This window comes from Myxococcus sp. CA040A (assembly GCF_013336725.1).
GTDB classification, from domain to species: domain Bacteria; phylum Myxococcota; class Myxococcia; order Myxococcales; family Myxococcaceae; genus Myxococcus; species Myxococcus llanfairpwllgwyngyllgogerychwyrndrobwllllantysiliogogogochensis.
The window spans coordinates 1,635,482-1,652,579 of record NZ_JABUMR010000001.1 but is presented as its reverse complement, the minus strand read 5'-3'; the positions used below and the strand labels follow the sequence as shown (position 1 = coordinate 1,652,579).

General features: G+C 71.0%; 4 protein-coding genes. All 4 read right to left on the bottom strand.

The genetic code is table 11. The features are described 5' to 3' along the window. Positions 1-6: 6 nt before the first annotated feature. Complete coding sequence (locus HUA75_RS06725) at positions 7-12,282, bottom strand: tetratricopeptide repeat protein (RefSeq protein WP_174485829.1); 12,276 nt, start codon at positions 12,280-12,282, stop codon at positions 7-9. A gap of 129 nt (positions 12,283-12,411) precedes the next feature. Further along, on the bottom strand, positions 12,412-14,112 hold the full coding sequence (locus tag HUA75_RS06720) for a DEAD/DEAH box helicase (RefSeq protein WP_174485828.1): 1,701 nt from the start codon (positions 14,110-14,112) through the stop codon (positions 12,412-12,414). A gap of 210 nt (positions 14,113-14,322) precedes the next feature. Then, a complete protein-coding gene (gene cglE / locus HUA75_RS06715; protein ID WP_141647493.1) occupies positions 14,323-14,955 on the bottom strand; it encodes an adventurous gliding motility protein CglE in 633 nt (210 codons plus the stop codon). A gap of 102 nt (positions 14,956-15,057) precedes the next feature. Continuing rightward, positions 15,058-17,022: an adventurous gliding motility protein GltG gene (gene gltG / locus HUA75_RS06710; protein ID WP_141647494.1), complete on the bottom strand. Its 1,965-nt coding sequence runs from the start codon at positions 17,020-17,022 to the stop codon at positions 15,058-15,060. Between the last annotated feature and the right edge of the window lie 76 nt (positions 17,023-17,098).

The following is a 17,098-nucleotide window of genomic DNA, read 5'->3' as shown; positions in this document are numbered from 1 at the left end:
ACCCCGCTATCGACGAACCTGCACCTCCACGTGTGTGCCAACAGCCACACGGAGGTGATGTAGCTCTTCGGATGTGGCGAAGACGAGCAACTCCTTGAGCTTGTTGCGGGGCGCCACTCGGAACGAGGACCCCGTTTCCCCCTGGACCAACCGGCGCACCGGCTCCATCTCTCCGGCGACGAAGAGGCCCGCGCGCGCCGCGGTGAGCTCCGCGCCCTCCAGGAACTGGCGCACCGACTGCGGTGTCGCGGTGGGCAGCCAGGCCCGAGCCGCCTTGGCGAGCGCCGCGCGGTCCACGTCCGTGAGGACCTTCTCCAGGGCCCGCCGCTCCATCTCCACGCCGTGGAGGGACTCGGCGACACGCACATTGCCCACCACCATGTTGAGGGCAGCCTGGAGGATGGCCTCCAAGCGCTCCGCGGGCACGTACTGCGCGAAGGCCAGCTCCGGACGCGCCAACGCCAGGGCGCGGCCGAGGAGGTAGTACACCTCTTTCTGGCCCTGCTCCGCGAAGTACTTGCCACCCACGCGGACACAGGGCGGGTGCGTCTGCAGGAGCTCCACGTTGACCAGCGGCTCCGGAGCGGGCTCGTTGGAGCGCTTGGCCATGCGCTCGCGCGTTGCCACGAGGAAGGGCGAGTACAGCTCCACGCCCTCCATGCCCAACAGGCGCGCCACGTACCGGTAGTGGTGCACGTGGTACTCCTGCGCGCTGGCCACGTCGATGCGGTGCTTCTTCGGCACGAGCTGGTACTGCGTGAAGGGCACCGCGTACAGGTGCCCCGCCTTGGCGAAGAGCAGGCCGAGCAGCTCCGCGAGCGGTCCACGCGACTTCGGGTGGAACAGGTGCGTGTGCCACAACTGGTCGTCCACCGGGCGCTGCGCCACTTCCTTCTTCTTCGCGTACGGCCCCAGCTTGGAGAGGATCTCCTTCTCGTCCTCCCCCGCTTCACCCAGGAGGCCCGACGCGGCCTGCGCCGCGAGCCAGGCCACGTCGTAGTCCTTGCGCAGCGCCGCCAGCCGGACAAGCTGTCCGCATATCTTGCGAGGGTCCGTCGTGTGAGGCAGCGCCCGACGAAGCGCGGCGATGGCCTCTTCTTCCTTGCCAGGCATGTTGCCGGCGAGTTCCGCGAAGGCCTCCTGCACCGCCGCGTCATCCGGGAGCCCCTTGGCGGCCACGCCATAGGCGGCCACCGCGCCCTCCGGATGCTTGAGCACCTGGTGGTACAGGTCGCCCAGCGCGCGCCACAGCGCCATGCGCGCCACGTGCGTCTCCGGCGTCTTCGGCAGCCGGCCGAGCATCTTCGTGTAGTTCTCCTCCAGCGGCTTCCACTGGCGGGCACCGCCGAGCATCGCCTCCAGGGAGCTGAACGCCTCGACGAAGCGCGGGTCCAGGTCCAGGGCCGCGTTGAACGCCTGGGTCGCGCCCTCCACGTCCTTCAAGTCATCGCGGCGCAATTCGCCCAACGCGAACCACACGCGCTTGGCCTTGTGGGGCTCGGACGCCAACGCGGGCAGCGCCAGCATCCGCGCCAGCACATCCGCGGCCTTCTGGCCCTGACGCGTCTCGCGCAGGAGCACGTAGAGCTGGTCCATCACCTCCAGCGCATCCGGCTGGACCTTGAGCGCGCCCGTGAAGGCATCGATGGCCATGTACGGGTCATGCAGCTCGTCGCGGGAGATGCGGCCCAGGTCCAGGTACACCTTCGCCTTGGCCTCATCCTCCAGCACGCCAACGAGCTGCTGGCGCAGGTCGGCGGACTTCTCGTACTGGCCCGCCTTGTCCATCAGCACGACGAGCGCGCGCAGCGTGGGCTCGTGGCCCGGGTCGATGGCGAGCGCCTTCTCGAAGTGGTTCTGCGCGCGGTCCGCCTGGCCAAGCGCGGCGTGGATGTCACCGAGCTGCCAGTAGACCTCCACCACCTCCAGGTCCGTGAGTTCCTCACGGTGGTGGATGAGGATGGTCTGGAACACCTTGAGCGCGCCCTCGTAGCGGCGCGTCTGCACCAGCAGGTTGCCGTAGCCCTCCAGTGCGGGGAGGTACGTCGCGTCGCGCTCGTACGCCGTCTCGTAGCAGCTCAGGGCCTTGTCGCGCCGCCCCAGCTTCTCCGCCACGTAGCCCAGTCGGTAGAGCTGCCGGCACAGGTCCGCCGCCGTGGCCGCGTCCTTCTCCACCATGGCCTTTTCCGACAGCTTGCGCGTGACGATGTCGAGCATCCGCTCGGCCATGGCCCACTCCTCATGGGCGATGTAGACGTCCGCCAGCGGCCTCGCGGCCTCGATGCTGTCCGGGATGTGCTTGAGCGCCTCTTCCCAGTAGCCCGTGGCCGTCTCTCGGTCCTCGCGCGTCTCCGCGTGGTAGCGCGCCACATCGAGGAGCGCCCGACCCTTGGCGGCCGGGTCCTCCGTCTGCTCCGCCTCCTGACGCAGCGTCTGCTCGTAGCCGCTCCAGTCCTTCTCCTGCTCCTGGATGCCCTTGAGGGCGCGGATGCTGGGCAGATGGCCCGCGTCGATGGCGATGGCCTGCTGATAGGCACTCCGGGCGCTGCCCGAGTCCATCAGCATGTCCTCGTTGATCTTCCCCAAACGGTAGAACAGCTCCACCGCGTCCTTCGTCTGGCCCGCGAGCTCCGCTTCCTTCTGGAGCATCTCCAGCGCGAAGGGCCAGTTGCCGCTGCGCTCGTACAGATTGCCGAGCGCATGCAACGCGGGACGGCTCTCGGGGTCCGCCGCGAGCGCCGAGTGGTAGCTATTGACGGCCCGGTCCACCACCTTGAGCTGCTGGTACTGGACGTTGCCGATGTCCACGTACAGCTCCGCCTGCTCCTGCGGGCTGACGGCCAGGGAGAGCTGCCGCTCGTAGGCGGTGATGAGGTCTTCCCAGCGAGCCTGGGCCCGTCGCAGGCGGATGAGCACCTTGATGGCCTGGACGTTCTGCGGGTCGATGGAGAGCACGCCCTCCACGCACACGTCCGCATTGGCAGGGTTCTGGTACTTGTCCTCCCAGATGCTGGCGCTGCGGAAGAGGACGCGGACCTTCTCGCGCCAGTCCTCGCTCAGCTCCAGCATGCGCTCGTAGATGGCGAGCAGGTCCGCGGGCTGGTCCAGCTTGGTGTGCAGCCGCTCCAGTGACTCCAGCGCCTCGCGGTTGACCGGGTCCAGCTCCAGCGACTGCCGGTAGGCGGCGACGGCGGAGTCGTCATCGGAGAGGTCGCGCTCGAAGACACCCGCGACCTCCACCTGGATGCGCGCGCGCTCCTCGGCGGTGTCCGCCAAATCACGCGCGCGCAAAAGCGTCATGGCCACGTCGCGCCACGAGCGCTGCCGCCGGTACAGCGCGGTGAGCACCCCGAGCGCCTCCGCGTCCGGCTCCAGCTCCAAGGCCCGCAGGAGCGCGCTGGCGGCCTCGGTCGGGTCCTCGAGCTTCTCGTCCCAGACGCGAGCAATCTCTCGCAGGATGCCCTTGCGCTGCTCGATGGAGCCAGCGGCCTCGAGCTTCTGCTCCAGCGCCACCACGTACTCGCGCTCGTGGCCCCGTCGATGGAAGACGGCGGCCAGTCCGTCCAGCGCGGTGGCGTTGGTCGGGTCGAACTCGAGAATCTTCCGGAACGCGCCCTCCGCCGCCTGCGGATCATCCAGCCGCGTGTCGTGGACACGCGCGAGCGTGGCGTACAACCGCTCCGCCAACGGACCGCGAGGAAGCTCGTCCGCCACTTCCTCGTAGACGGCGGCCAGCTCCTCGTGACTGCCCGTCTCGTCCGCCAGGCGCTCCACTTCCTCGCGCAACGTGTCGTCGGAGGCATCGAGCTGCAGCGCGCGACACAGCGCCAGGAAGGCCACGTCCTTCTGCCCCAGCCGCTCTTCCTGCACCCGCGCCAGCTCGCGCAGCGCCGCCATCTTCTCTTCGGCCGTGACGAAGTGGGGCATGTAACGGTCGACCGCCGTCGCATACGCGCGCCAGTCGTTGTACGTGCGGTACAGCTCGCACACCCGCTCGTAGGCCGTGCGGTTCGACGGGTCCAGCTCCAGCACCTTCTCCAGGGCGCTCGAGGACTGCTCGGGCTTGCCGCCCTGCCCCGCCCACAGGTCCGCCACCTCGAAGTACGTGGCGACCGCGGCCTCACGCTCCTCGGTGCCCAGGTGCACCTGAACCTTCAGCTCCAGCGCGCGCACCGCGTCGTTCCATGCGCGCAGGGTGACGAAGAGCGCGTGGACCCGGACGAGTTCCTGCACCTGGTGCGGCTCCACCTCCAGCGCGCGGCGGGCGGCGTCCAGCGCCTCCTCGCGGCGGCCCATGCCGGCCAGCACTTCCGCCAGGCGCAGCCGCAGCGCCTTCACACCCTCGCTGTTCTCCTGCAGGGGGATGAGCCGGCGCAGCACGCCGACCAGTTCCTCGCGCTGTTCCGTCTCGTCGTACAGCTCCCGCAGCGTGTCCAGCACCGCGCGGTTGCGCGCGTCACGGTCCAGCGCCGCCTTGAAGTACGGCACGGCCGCTTCGGGCTTCTTGAGCAGCCGATACACCACACGACCCAGCCGCTCGTTGAGGCGCACCACCTCGCGAGGGTCCAGCGTCATCGCCAGACGCCCCTCGAGCAGTTCGCGCAGGTCCTGCGGCCGGTCCGCGCGCTCGTAGAGCGACTCCAGCGCGGTGAAGGCCTGGTCGTTGCGCGCGTTCTTCGCCAGCAGCTCGCGGTACAGCTCGATGGAGCCGCCCAGGTCCGAGAGCCCCTCGGCGGACACCTGCGCCATCTTCGAGACGACGCGGTCCCTCTCCGCGCCCACCACCTTGTCGGCCTGCAGCTTGAGGATGGCGTAGAGCTTCTCCGACGCCGATGCGGCCTCGTAGATGCCCTCCAACAGGCGCGCGGAGGCCATGTGCCCCGGCTCCACCTTGAGGATGGCCTCGTAGGCCCCCGCCGCACGGTCCGGACTGTCCAGCCGCTCCTGGTAGAGCTGACCCAGGCGGAAGAGGTAGCCCACGCGCTCCACCTGCTCGGTGGCCCCGGAGACCAGCGCCTCCAGGATGCCCGCCAGCTCCGGCCACGCCTGCAGCTCCAGGTACAGGCGGTCCAGCGCGACCAGCGCCCGCCCCTGAACCGCCGCATGCAGCGTGCGCGCCCGCTCGAAATAGGAAACGGCGCGGTCGGAGTCGCGCAGCTTCGTCTCCAGCAACTGGCCCAGCTTCAGGCAGACCTGAGCCGCGTCGGCGGCTTCGGCCACGCGAGGCAGCGCTTCCTCGTATGCGGCAACCAGTTCGTCGTAGCTGTCGGAGCCGTCCGTCGCGTTCTCCAAGCGCCGGCGCACCTCACCGTCGTTCGGGTCCTCCTTGAAGGCGCGGAAGAGGGCCAGGAACGTCAGCTCCACCTCGCCCTGCGACTCGCGCAGCGTGGCCAGCTCGCCCAGCAGCGCCTTGCGCTCGAACGCGTCCGTGGACACACCCACGCGCGCTTCGATGACCTGCGCCAGTCGAGGCACGTCTCCGCTCGCGCGGAACGCCCGCAGCAGCGTCTCCACCGCCAGCAGGTTCTGCGGCTCGCGAGACACCAGGCTTTCCATCCGGCCGACCGCGCCAGGATGGTTGGGCTGCACCGCCAGCACCTCGCCGTACAACGCCAGCGCGCCCGTCCGGTCCAACAGCCGCGTCTCGCGCACCATGGCCAGCCGGAACTTCAGCTCCAGCCCCGTCTCGAGAGGCATCAGCGCGATGCGACGCGCCAGCACGTCCGCCAGCTCCGGCCAGCGCTCCTGCTTCTGGCAGAGGGCCTCCATCCGCTCCAGCGCGGCCATGTCATCCGGCTTGAGTTCCAGCAGGCGCCGGAACGTCGCCAGCGCACCGAGCGCGTCGTGGAGCTGCTCCTCCTGCAGATGACCAATCTGGAAGAGCACCGCCGCGCGGCGCGCCGGCTCCTCGGCCACGGCGAGCTGACGGCGCAGCACCTCCAACAGCTCCGTGGGCTTGCCCTGCGAAGCCACCAGGCGGACCGTGCCATCCAGCGCCTCGGTGTCGGTGGGACGCAGCTCCAGCACGCGCTTCCAGGACGTCAGCGCCTCGGAAGGCTCGCCCAGGTCCGTCTGCAGTCGAGCCAGCGAGCGGTACAGCTCGGCCCGCGCGGCGTCTCCCGCCTTGGGCGCCACTTCCATGATGACCGAGCCCAGCTCCTCGGGAGCCTCGGCCCGGTCCACCAGCGACGCGCACAGCTCCAGCGAGCGCAGGTCATCCGGCAGCTCGCGCAGCGCACGCGTCGCCGCCAGGAAGCCCATCTCCGCGTTCTCCAGCGGGCCGGCATACATCTCCGCGATGCGACGCAAGAGCGCGGCCCGCTCCTGCGGCACCGCCTCCGCCGACACGCGGGACTCCAGCATCTCCACCTGCTTCAGGTGGTTGCCCACCGCGACGAAGACGGGCTCCAGCGCACTGGCGGCCGCGCCACGCAGTGGACTCTCCGAGCGGGCCATCTCCTCCAGCGCACCGACGGCGCCCGCATGTCCCGCCCTGCGCGCCAGCACCGACTGGTACAACTCCAGGGCTCCGCGCGGGTCATCCAGACGCGAGAACTTCAGGCGCCCCAGGCGCACGCGCAGGTCCGACGCTTCTTCCTGCGCGCCACGCGCGTCCGCGAGCTGGATTTCCCGCTCGATGTGCTGCGCCAGCTCCGGCCAGCGCTCCATCTCCGCCAGCACGCGGCCCAGCAGCTTGAGCGCGTTCGTGTTCTCCGGCCGAAGGACGAGCACCTCGCGGTACGCCTGCGCCGAAAGCGCCTTGTCCGCCAGCGTCTCCTCGGCGAGGTGCGCCAGCTCGAACAGGAGATTGATCTGCGATGCCTCGCTCGGCTCCGCCGCCACCTGACGCCGCATGACGAGCGCCAGCTCCCGGTGCGCGCCGGTGCGGCGATGCACGCGCGCGATGGACTCCAGCACCCCCTTGTTCTTCGGGTCCCTCCGGCTCACTTCCTCCAGCGCCCGGACCGCCAGGTCGTAGCGCTTGAGCCGGTTGTCGTAGAGCGTCGCCAGACGCCGCCACAGGTCACCCGCGAGCGGCTCCTGCGTGTCGCGCTCAAGCTGGTCCTCGTAGGCGCCAGCGACTTCCTCGAACGAACCAGAGTCGGCCGCCAGCCGCTCCAACTCGTCGCGCACCGAGGTCTCCTGCGGGAACTCATTGAAGGCCCGCAGCCGCGCGACGAACGCGAGCGAGGTCTGCCCCAGCGCCTCGCGCAGGGTGGCGATCTCCTGGATGTGCTCCAGCCGCCGCTCCGGCGCGATGCCGTGCAACAACACCTCCAGGACCTCCACCAGCTTTCGCGTGTCGTTCAGGCCGCGATAGACGGGCTCCAGCAGGCGCGCCGCCTCCACGCGGGGCCCGTCGTGCGCCATCAAGCGCTCCAGGCCCGCCACCACCTGCCCGTCCCCAGGCGCCAATTCCAGCAGCCGGCGATACACCGGCAGCGCCTCCGTGGGGCCCACTTCCTTCTCAAGCAACTGCGCCCGCTTCAGCAGCCAGCCCCGTCGCGCGGCGTCGTCCGCGGCGCCATCCGCGAGCTGATCCAGCACGTCCGCCTGCTCCACGAACCGCCGTGCCTTCGCGTACAGCTTCTCCAGCGCGAGCAGTCCCTCGGGCACCCGCCGCAGCGAGAGCGCGGAGCGATAGGTCTCGACGGCCTTCGCGTCCTCACCCGCGTTGGCATAGGCCTCGCCCGCCTTGAGCAGCAGACCGACGCGCTCCTCCACGTCCTGGGAGAGCTGGGCTTGACGGGTGTAGACCTCGGAGAGGCTCTTCGCGTTCTGCCCCTTCTCATACAGCCGGGACAGGGCCTCCAACGCCTGGCGGTCCTGCGGCGCGTCCGCGAGCAGGTTCTTCCAGAGGCGCGCGGCCTCCTCGGGCTGGTCCAACGACTCGCGCAGCTCCGCGGCACGACGCAGCAGCTCCAAGGCCGCCGGGTCTCCCTCCGTGAGTTCCACCGCCGCGGACTCGTAGATCTCCGCGAGCACTTCGTGCGAGCCCGTCTCGCGCCCCAGGCGCTCCAGGTCGGGACGCACGCCGTCCCGGTCCAGCCCCTGCGCGAAGGACTTCACCGCAGACATGAAGGCCAGCGACGGCTGCCGCATGTCGCGCTCGTAGATGCGGCGCACTTCACCGGACAGGAGGATCTTCTCCACCGTGAGCGCCGACTCCATTCGAGCCTCGCGCAGCGCCACGCGGCGGGCATGGTCCCCCACCTGCGCGAGCACCGGATCCAACACCTCCAGCGCGGCGCCACTGGCGGGCACCGCCGCCTTCACCCACGTCTCCAGCGCGGCGCGCGAGCCCGGGTGACCGGAGTCCTCGGCGAGGATGCGCTTGTAGAGTCCCAGCGCCGCGTTCGGGTCATCCAGCACCGTGCGCTGCAGCTCCGCCAGGCGGAAGGAGACCTCTCGCCCCTGCGGGCTCTGTCCTTCCTGGTTGCGGCGCAGCGCCAGCGCCCACGCCAGGTCCTGGTGACGCTCCAGCTCCGTGTAGAGCCGGTCCAGCGTCGCGGCGGCCTCACGGCTCGCCGAGTCGCGCTCCGCGATGGCGCGCCACGCCTCCGACGCGCTCTCCAGGTCCGACAGACGCGTCTCGTGGAGCAGCGCGGCCTCACGCAGGAACGCGAGCTGCTCGGCGGGCTCCGGCGACGCGGCGGCCAGCTTCTCGAGCACCTCGGCCAGCGCGGCCCACTCCTCGCCCGCGCGGTGCAGCCGCTGCAAGGCGCGCAGGCTGTCCAGGTTGCCCGGCTCCAGGGCCAGCAACGCACGCAGGGCCTTCACCGCCCCCGCCTTGTCGTCGAGCTTCTTCTCCTGCACCTCCGCCAGCTCGCGCAGCAGCGCGCCGCGCGCGGGGCCCACGTCGCCCTCCTCCGCCAGCTCCGCGATGATCTCCGCGTAGCTGTCCACCGAGTCCGCGTCCTCCGCCGCCTGACGCGCCGTGGAGCGCAACCCGGCGTCGCCCGGCGCCAGTCGCAGGGCCCGCGCCAGCGCCGCGAACGCCAGCTCCGGCTGCCTCAGATGCGCCAGATGCACCTGCGCGGCCTGCCGCAGCACCTGCACGCGCGCCGCGTCGTCCTTCGCCACTTCCGCCAGCACGTCCAGCGTGGCCACCAGCTTGCGGTGGTCCTTGGTCCGCTCGAGCGCGGGCACCAATACGCGCGCCGCCGCCTCCCGCGCGGGCCCCGAGGCCAACATCGCCTCCAACGCCGCGAGCGCATCCGGGTCCGAGGGACGCTGGAGCAGGATGTCCGCGTAGCTCTGCACCGCTTCGGCGCTGCCGTCCTGTGTGCCCTGCAGCAACTGCGCGCGCCGCAGCTTCAGCCGCGACGCCTTGTCCGTCTCGCCCGACGACTCCGCCAGGCCAATCATCCGGGCCAGCGTGTCGCCCAGCTCGCGGGTACGGCCCGCCTTCTCGTACAGCTCCGCCAGGCGCGGCAGGTGCCGGCCTTCCTCCGCGCCATGCGAGAGCGAGGACTGGAGCGCCTCGGCGGCCTGCGCCGGACGGCCCAGCTCCACGTTCAGGTCCACGAGCTGGAGCAGCAACTCCAGCCGCTCCGCTCCACGCGCGCCGTGGATGCGCTTGCGCAGCAGTTCCTCGGCATCCGCGGAGCGCCCGGCGCGCCCGTACAACCGCACGAGCCGCTGGAGCACCGGGCCCGACTCCGGCGCCCGCTCCACCGCCGCCTCGAGCGCGGAGATGGCATCCGCCACCAGCCCGCCCTCCTCCGTGAGCCCCGCCGCTTCGGTGAGCAGCGACAGCGCCACCGTGGGGTCTTCCGACTCCGTCGCCAGCGTGCGCAGCACGCGCCCCAGCTCCGCGTGCGCGGACAAGTCCCGCGCCAGACGCAGGGCCTCGGCGCGCGTGGGCTCATCCCGCGGGTCCTCGCGCAGCACGCGCACCCGGGTGTCGAAGGCCGCGCGGCTGTCCGCCAACTGCTTCTCGTGGATGCTCGCCAGCAACGAAAAGAGGCGCTTGCGCGCCGTCGGCTCCGTGGTGGCCTCGAGCTGCTGCTGGAGCGCCGCCACCTGTCGCTGGTGGTCACCGGCGCGCCCATAGTGCGCCGCCAGGGCCTCGGTGACTTCCTGCGTCCGCACCCCCGCCGCGGCCAGTCGCTCCAGGCCACCCACCACCACGCCGGTGGACACGTTCTCCGACAACAGCCCCAGGAACAGGTCCGCCGCGTCCTCCTGGCGCCCCAGTCGCTCCGCGTACAGCTTCGCCTGCCGCGCCGTCCACTCGTTGCGCTCGAGCTGCGTCTCCGCCAGCGAGGCCAGCCGCCCCGCGAGCGCCGCCGCTTCGTCGAAGCGCGACAGCGCCACGCACAGCGCCTGCAACCGCTGCACGGCGCTCACCTCGTCGGGCGCCAGCTGCGTCCACTCACGCACCAGCGGCTCCAGCTCCTCGGGCGCGGCGCCAGCGGCCTCGCGCCGCGTCACCTCCGCCTCCAGCCGGGCCTTCGGGTCGTCAGCGAGCGCCGCGACCGCCTGCAGTGACTTCACCGCTTCCGCGGCAACCTCGTCACCGGGCAGCCGCGCCAGCACCTCGCGCCACGCGGCCTCCGCGCGCACCGGGTCCGCCAGCGGGCCCTGGAGCAGTTGCGCCAGGTGCCGCCACAGCGTCGCGGCGACTTCCACCACCGGGGCCGCCTGCGCCGCGCGCTGCAGCGCCAGGGCCAGCGCGGGCCTCGCGTTGGCCTTCTCCGCGTGCTCCACCACCGAGCCGAGCAGCAACGGCCGCGCGGGGTCCAACTCCAGCGCGCGCGACAGCACCTCGAAGGCACCTCGCGCGTCTTCCTTCTCCTCGAACATCAGGGCGAGCGCCTCGCAGAAAGCCACCCGCTCCGACCTGGGACGCGGCGCCAGGAGCGCCAGGTCCAACAGCGGAACCACGGCCTCCAGCTCCTCGTCCTCCGCCAACAGCCGCGCCAGTTGGAAGGCCGCCAGCGCATGCGTGGGGTCCAGCTTGAGCGCCGCCTCCAGGTGCGTGCGCGCCGCGGCGCTGTCCTTCAACTGCGTCAGGCACAGCTCCGCCAGGCGCAGCCGCATCGCGGCCTGGTTCGACTTGTCCTTCACCGTGGTCAGGTAGCGCTCCAGCACCACCACCGCGTCCGCCGCCCGGCCCCCCTCCAGCAACTGCTCCGCCGTGAGGCTCGCCGCGTCCGCGCGCGACGGGTCCGCCGCCACGGCCCGCTCGAAGGCGCCCAGCGCACCCGGAGCGTCGTTCAGCCGCCCCAGACGCAGCGTGCCCACGCGCAGCCACAGGTCGACCTGCGCGGCGCGGTCCTTCACCTCGCCCGCCATGGCTTCAATCTGGGCAATCGCCGCCGCGAAATCGCCGCCTGAGCGCGCGGCCATCTTCTCGATGAGTGACAGCCCCTCGGGCATGCCCGGCCACAGCAGGAAGCAGCGGTCCAACGCCTCCTTCACCTTGCCGGCGGCGGTCGGGTCGTACCAGGCGAACAGCTTCGCCACGAGCAACGACAGCCGGGCCGCGCTCTTCCTGTCGCGCTCCTCCAGCGACATGCTGCGCAGCATCCGCACACGGTCCCGCCACGTCTGCTCGAAGCGCTGCAGCGCCCGGGTGGCCTTCTCCACGCGCGCGTTCTGCGGCTCCAGCGTCCGGGCGACATCCAGCACCCGCTGCGCCAGCTCGTGCTCGGTGGGATCATCCACCAGTCGCTCCGCCAACGCCGCGTACTCCTCGGCCATGCCCGCGTCGCCCAGCGCCTCGCGCTCTCGCTCCAGTGCCTCGAAGGCCGTCTGGAAGCGCTCCTCGGACAACAGCAACTGGCGCACGCGTCGGAAGATGGCCCGGTCGGACTTCGCGCGGGCCGCGCGCTGCAGGCACAGCACCGCCCTGTCGCGGCGGAAGAGCTTCTGCTCGTAGAGGTCCGCGGCCTTCAGGTAGTGGCCGGCGCTCTCCTCGCCCTGCGTGGAGCTGCCCAGTCGCTCCAGCACATCCGCGAGCGCCGCGGCGTCCTGCCGCGACTCGTGCAGCCGCTTGAGGCCTCGCAGCGCGGGCAGCGGATCCTTCGCCACCAGCATCGCGCGCTTGAGGAGCTCCTCGGCGCGAGGCGCGTTGCGCTGCCGGTCATGAGCCAGCTCCGCGGCGCGGCACAACAGGCGCACGGCCTCGTCGGCGGCGACGTCGCGAGCGCGGCCCTCGTACAGGCGGATCAGCTCTTCCACGCGGCCGGACTTCTCCAGGGAGGCCTCGGCTTCGACGAAGCTCCGGTCATCGGACACGCGCAGCGTGGGTCGAGGAGACGTGGGCTGTTGCATGGGGAGGGCGGGCCTCGGGGGTAAAAATGGAACGCAGCGGGGGCGCCAGCCGCCGGACTCTACCGGCCGCGAGCGCCCCCGAGCAATCGTGTAAAACCCGCCAAAGGGCGGGAATCATTGGCCTTCTTGCTACTCGGCCGAGGAAGCGTCGGAGGGAACGTCCCCGTCCTCGCCCCCCGCACCGCCTTCGGACGACTCGGCGGAAGCCGGGGGCGCCACGGGCGTCTCCGGCAGGGCCTTCGCACGCTCCACACCCGCGCTGTCGTTGAGCTGGGTGTAGAGGGCCACGGCCTTGTCACGCTGCTGCAGCTCTTCGGCGAGCTGGGCGGCGCGAGGCAGGTTGCCGAGCTTCTCGTGCAGCGGCAGCGCCTTGTCCTTGCGCCCCGCGGCCTCCCACGCCTCGGCGGAAGCCGCGACGTCGCCGAGCAGCTCCAGCCACCGGGCACGGCCCGCGGGCTTCTGCTCCTGCTCGGCCCGGGCCAGCTCGCGCTGCGCCAGCTCCTTCGCCTCTTCGTCCAGCTTCAGCCGCTGCATGAAGTGGAACGCCTTGGGAGGAGGCAGGGTGCCCAGCACCTCCACCGCCTCGCGACGCTGGCCCGCCGCCACGAGCAACGTGGCCGCGCCCAGACGATCTCCACGCTCCACCAGGCTCTTCACTTCGAGCCCACGGATGCGGTTGGCGCTGGCCATGTCCCGCGAGCGCTCGTACGCCTTGCGCGCCAGGGTCAGCTTCCCCGCACGCTCGTACGCGAGCGCCGCCTGGTCGAACTGGCGCGCGCGCTCATACAGGCGCGCCACGTTCTCGAAGTCGCCCTTGCCAACGTAGTGCTCCATCAGGAGCTCGTAGGCACCGGCCTTCTCCAGCGTGGGAGCGAGCTGATCCGGGGGCAGCGTGCCCACCAGTCGGCGCGCGGCATCGTTGTCGCTGCCCGCGAGCGCGGTGCGCAGCGCGCTCTTGAGGTCTCCGCCCGCCTCGAACAGCCGGGTGGCGTCCGCGAAGCCATTGTTCCGCTCGTGCAGACGGGCCGCGTCACGCGTGCGACCCATCCCCTCGAGCTGCTTGGCCTGCTCCTTCCAGTCGCCCGTCAGCTCCGGCATCGGACGGCGCTCGCCGCGCTCCGGACGCTCGCCAGCCGCGCCGCGCTCGGGACGCTCCCGACGCTCGCCAGCCGCGCCGCGCTCGGGACGCTCCCGGCGCTCGCCGGCAGCGCCACGCTCGGGACGCTCACCGCGCTCCCGACGCTCGCCTCGCTCCGGGCGCTCCCGACGCTCACCGCGCTCCGGACGTGCCTCCGTCCGAGCCGCGGGCGCCGCAGGCTCCTCGACCTCGGGGCCGGGCTGACGACCGCTGGCGGCGAAGGCCACCTCGGCGCGCTCCCGGTCTCCCGCCGCGCGCCAGACCTGTCCCACCAGGAACAGCACGTCCGTCCACGCGTCGAACTTCTCCTTGGCGGGGTCCACCGCGGGCGCCGCCGGAGCAGCAGCCTCGGCCGGAGCCGCGCCCGTCTCACCCTCGGCGACCGCACCCTCCGCGCCTTCCGCCGGAGCGGCGGCCTCGGCCGGAGCCTCGGTGGCCTCCACCGGGGCACTCGCCTCCGCGGGGGCCGAAGCATCCGGAGCCGCGGGCTTGGGCTGACGCTGCACGCGCAGCATCGTGGTGATGAGTCGGCCTCGCGTGTTGAGGTCCAGGTCCTCCAGGGACTTCAGCCGCATGGGCCGCAGCGAGCGCACAATCGCCTGCAGCGGGCCCTTCTCGGCCACGAAGTCCGTCTTGGACAGGGCCTTCTCCAGGACGCTCAGCTCGGAGATGACACGCTGACCCGGGCCCACGGGGCCTTCGTCACGACCCCGACCACGTCCGTCGCGGCCTCTGCCCTCGCCCCTTCCACCAGGGCCTCCCGGACCGCCCCGGCCACCAAAACCACCGCCAGGACCGTCACGGCGCGGGCCCTGACCCGGCGCACCCCCGTCACGACCACGCCCACCCTGGCGCGGCCCACCGCTTCCATTCTCCTGAGGCACGTCTTTCTCCCGCTGGAACTAGAACGCGTAGCGAATGTTCGGCGCCACCGCGAACCCGAACGAGCCTCCGGAAACGAGGTAGTTCCCCGTGACCTCGAGCCCCACGGAAAAGTGGCGCAACCGTGTGTAGTACTCCACTCCGGGCCCGGCAAACACAAGAATGTCGGAATCCGGAAGGAGACGCTTCGGCGAGAACATCGCATAACCCGCGCCTGCGCGGACATAGAACCACGTGCGCTTCACTTCCTGGCTGTCGGCCAGGCCCACCAGGCGCGCGCGCAACACCGCGCCCGGGACGAAGGTGGAGAAGTCACCGGACACCGCGCCGCCGGACTCGCCGATGTACTCGGCGCTCGTGCGGATGCTGGAGCCCATGATGAACAGGCCCACGGACACCCGCTCGCCCAGGTCCACGCCGAACTCCACCTGGGCCATGGGGCCCGAGGAGAACGGACGGGGCGTCCCCTCCGCCGCGGGCGGATTGGTCAGGAAGAGCGGACCGCCGAGCAGCGCGAAGTAGAAGCCGCGCTCGATTTCATCGAACGTGACGGCGGGCTTGTCTCCCGTCGCCGTGGGGGGTGGTTGCTGAGCGCTCGCGGCCACGGGGAGGACGAACACGGCACACAGGGCAATGGAGGCGAGGGCTTTCATGCGGTCCTGAGGTTGACGTGGCTCCCACGGGGGACGGGAGCCGGGGTGACTGCGCGGGCGACCCCGGGGAAGGGCCGCCCGTGAAGCGGAGGAAGGCCGGCGCTAATCGCCGGACTGCTTGAAGATGAACGGATAGGTGACGACCACCACGCCACCGCCCTTGGGCTCGGGGAACTTCCAGGTGCGCACGCGACCGGCCACGCACGTCTCCAGCTCCGCGTTGCCCGCGGTGGACTGGGCCACCGAGGACGACGCCACGGAGCCAGTGGCGGTAATCACGAACTTCACGGCCACCTTGCCGCCCAGCTTCGGGAACCGGTTGAGGAGGCTTTCGTAGCAGTAGCGAATCTGCCCGCGGTTCATGTGGATGACCTTGCGGATGAGCTCCTTGTCCAGCGAGCCCATGACCTCCGGGTCGGACGAGGTGATGCCCACGTCCACGCTGGACTTGCCACCCAGCACGCCCACGCCCGTGCCGTAGCTGCCGGTGCCGCCGCCACGACCCTTGGTGCCGATACCGCCGATGCCGACGGTGTCACCGGTGCCGCCGCCACCACCGCCGGAGCCACGCAGGCCCAGGCCGCCGAAGCCACCCGAGTTGCCCGCCTTGGCGCCGAACATGTTGCCCATGGCGCTCTTCAGGTCGCCGCCCAGGCCCTTGCTGCCGAACACGGTGGAGATGCCGCCCTTGCCGCCGCCGAAAATCTTGGCGGTCAGCGCGCGCGCCTCGTCCTTCTTGTTCGGGTCGCCCTTGGGCGCGGTGCGGTTGTTGGTCTTGGGCGCGTCCTTCTTGCCCATCTGACCTTCGTCACCGCGGCTCTTGGCCGCCATCTCGCCGCTCTTCTTCGCTTCCTTCTGCTGATTGAGGCGCTCGAGGAACTTGTTCTTCTGCGCCTCGGGCGGCTTGATGAGGAACTTGGCGATGCGCGCCTGGTTGCCGGACAACTCGTCCGCGTACTCGTCACCCTCGCCCGTGCGGTTCATCGCGGTGATGACGAACGCGGTGGCCGCGAAGAACATCACCAGGAAGATGTTGAGCGCGGTGTAGTCCAGCGACTCGCCCAGCGGCGCCACGACGCGCTTGGGGACGGACTGGAAGCTCGCCTCCATCGTCACGCCGCCCAGGTCCACCCAGAAGAAGTCCTCCGCGTCGAGCGTGAGCGTGTACGCGTCACCCTCGTGCGAGGCCTTGCCGGATTCGATGACCGCCTTGAGTTCCTGCGTCTCGCCCTTGCGGACCAATTCGCCCTTCATCTTCCCCGTGAAGCGCACGACGAACGACTGACCGTCCGTGCGCAGCACGTCGAAGCGGGGAGCGCCGAACTTGGCGTCACCCATGACGAAGTCGACGCCCGCGGCGCTGCCCACCGTCACGAAGCGCTTGATACCCGGGGCGACGAAGAACTCGCCCACCCGCTGGTCACCCCAGCAGAAACGCAGCGACACACCCTGCGGACCGCTCGACTTGGAGCGGCGCACCGTGCGCACGCGGGGCGCGGCGTCGTCGACCGGGGCCTGCGTCGCGCGGGGAGCCGGCGCGGGCTCCTCGGCGGCGAGGATGGGGCTCTTCTGCGTGGGGGCGACGGAGGCGTCCAGCGCACCCGCGCTCGCGGCGGCGACGGGGGTGGGAAGGGACGACTCGGCGGCCTCGGCGGCGGCGGCCTGCGCCAGCCCCGTGGCGGCGGTGGTGGAGCCCAGCACGGGGTTCTTCTCCGTGGTGGTATCCGTGCTCGCCGCGGCCACGGCCAGATTGGCGGCCGCGATGGCGGAGGGGTTCTCCAGCCGGATGGTGGTGGCGCCCACCCGAATCTCGTCGCCGAACGACAGCAGGCCCTTGTTGACCCGCTTGTTGTTGACGTACGTCCCCTCGACGCTGCCCATGTCGATGATGGACATGGAGCCGTCGCCGGCGACCTCGATGACGGAGTGGATGCGGCTGACCTTCTCGTCCTCCAGGCACAGGTGCGCCGAGGACAGCCGGCCAATCTTGATGATGTCGCGCTCGTAGTCCTTGGTGGCGACCAGGGTGTCGCCCTTGAAGACCTTGAGTGTCAGGGGAACGGCCATGAGGGCTCCTGCGGAAGGTGGATGCTCGCTATGGACAACGCTCGCGCCGGAAGGTTCCCGCCGACGCACCGACGCC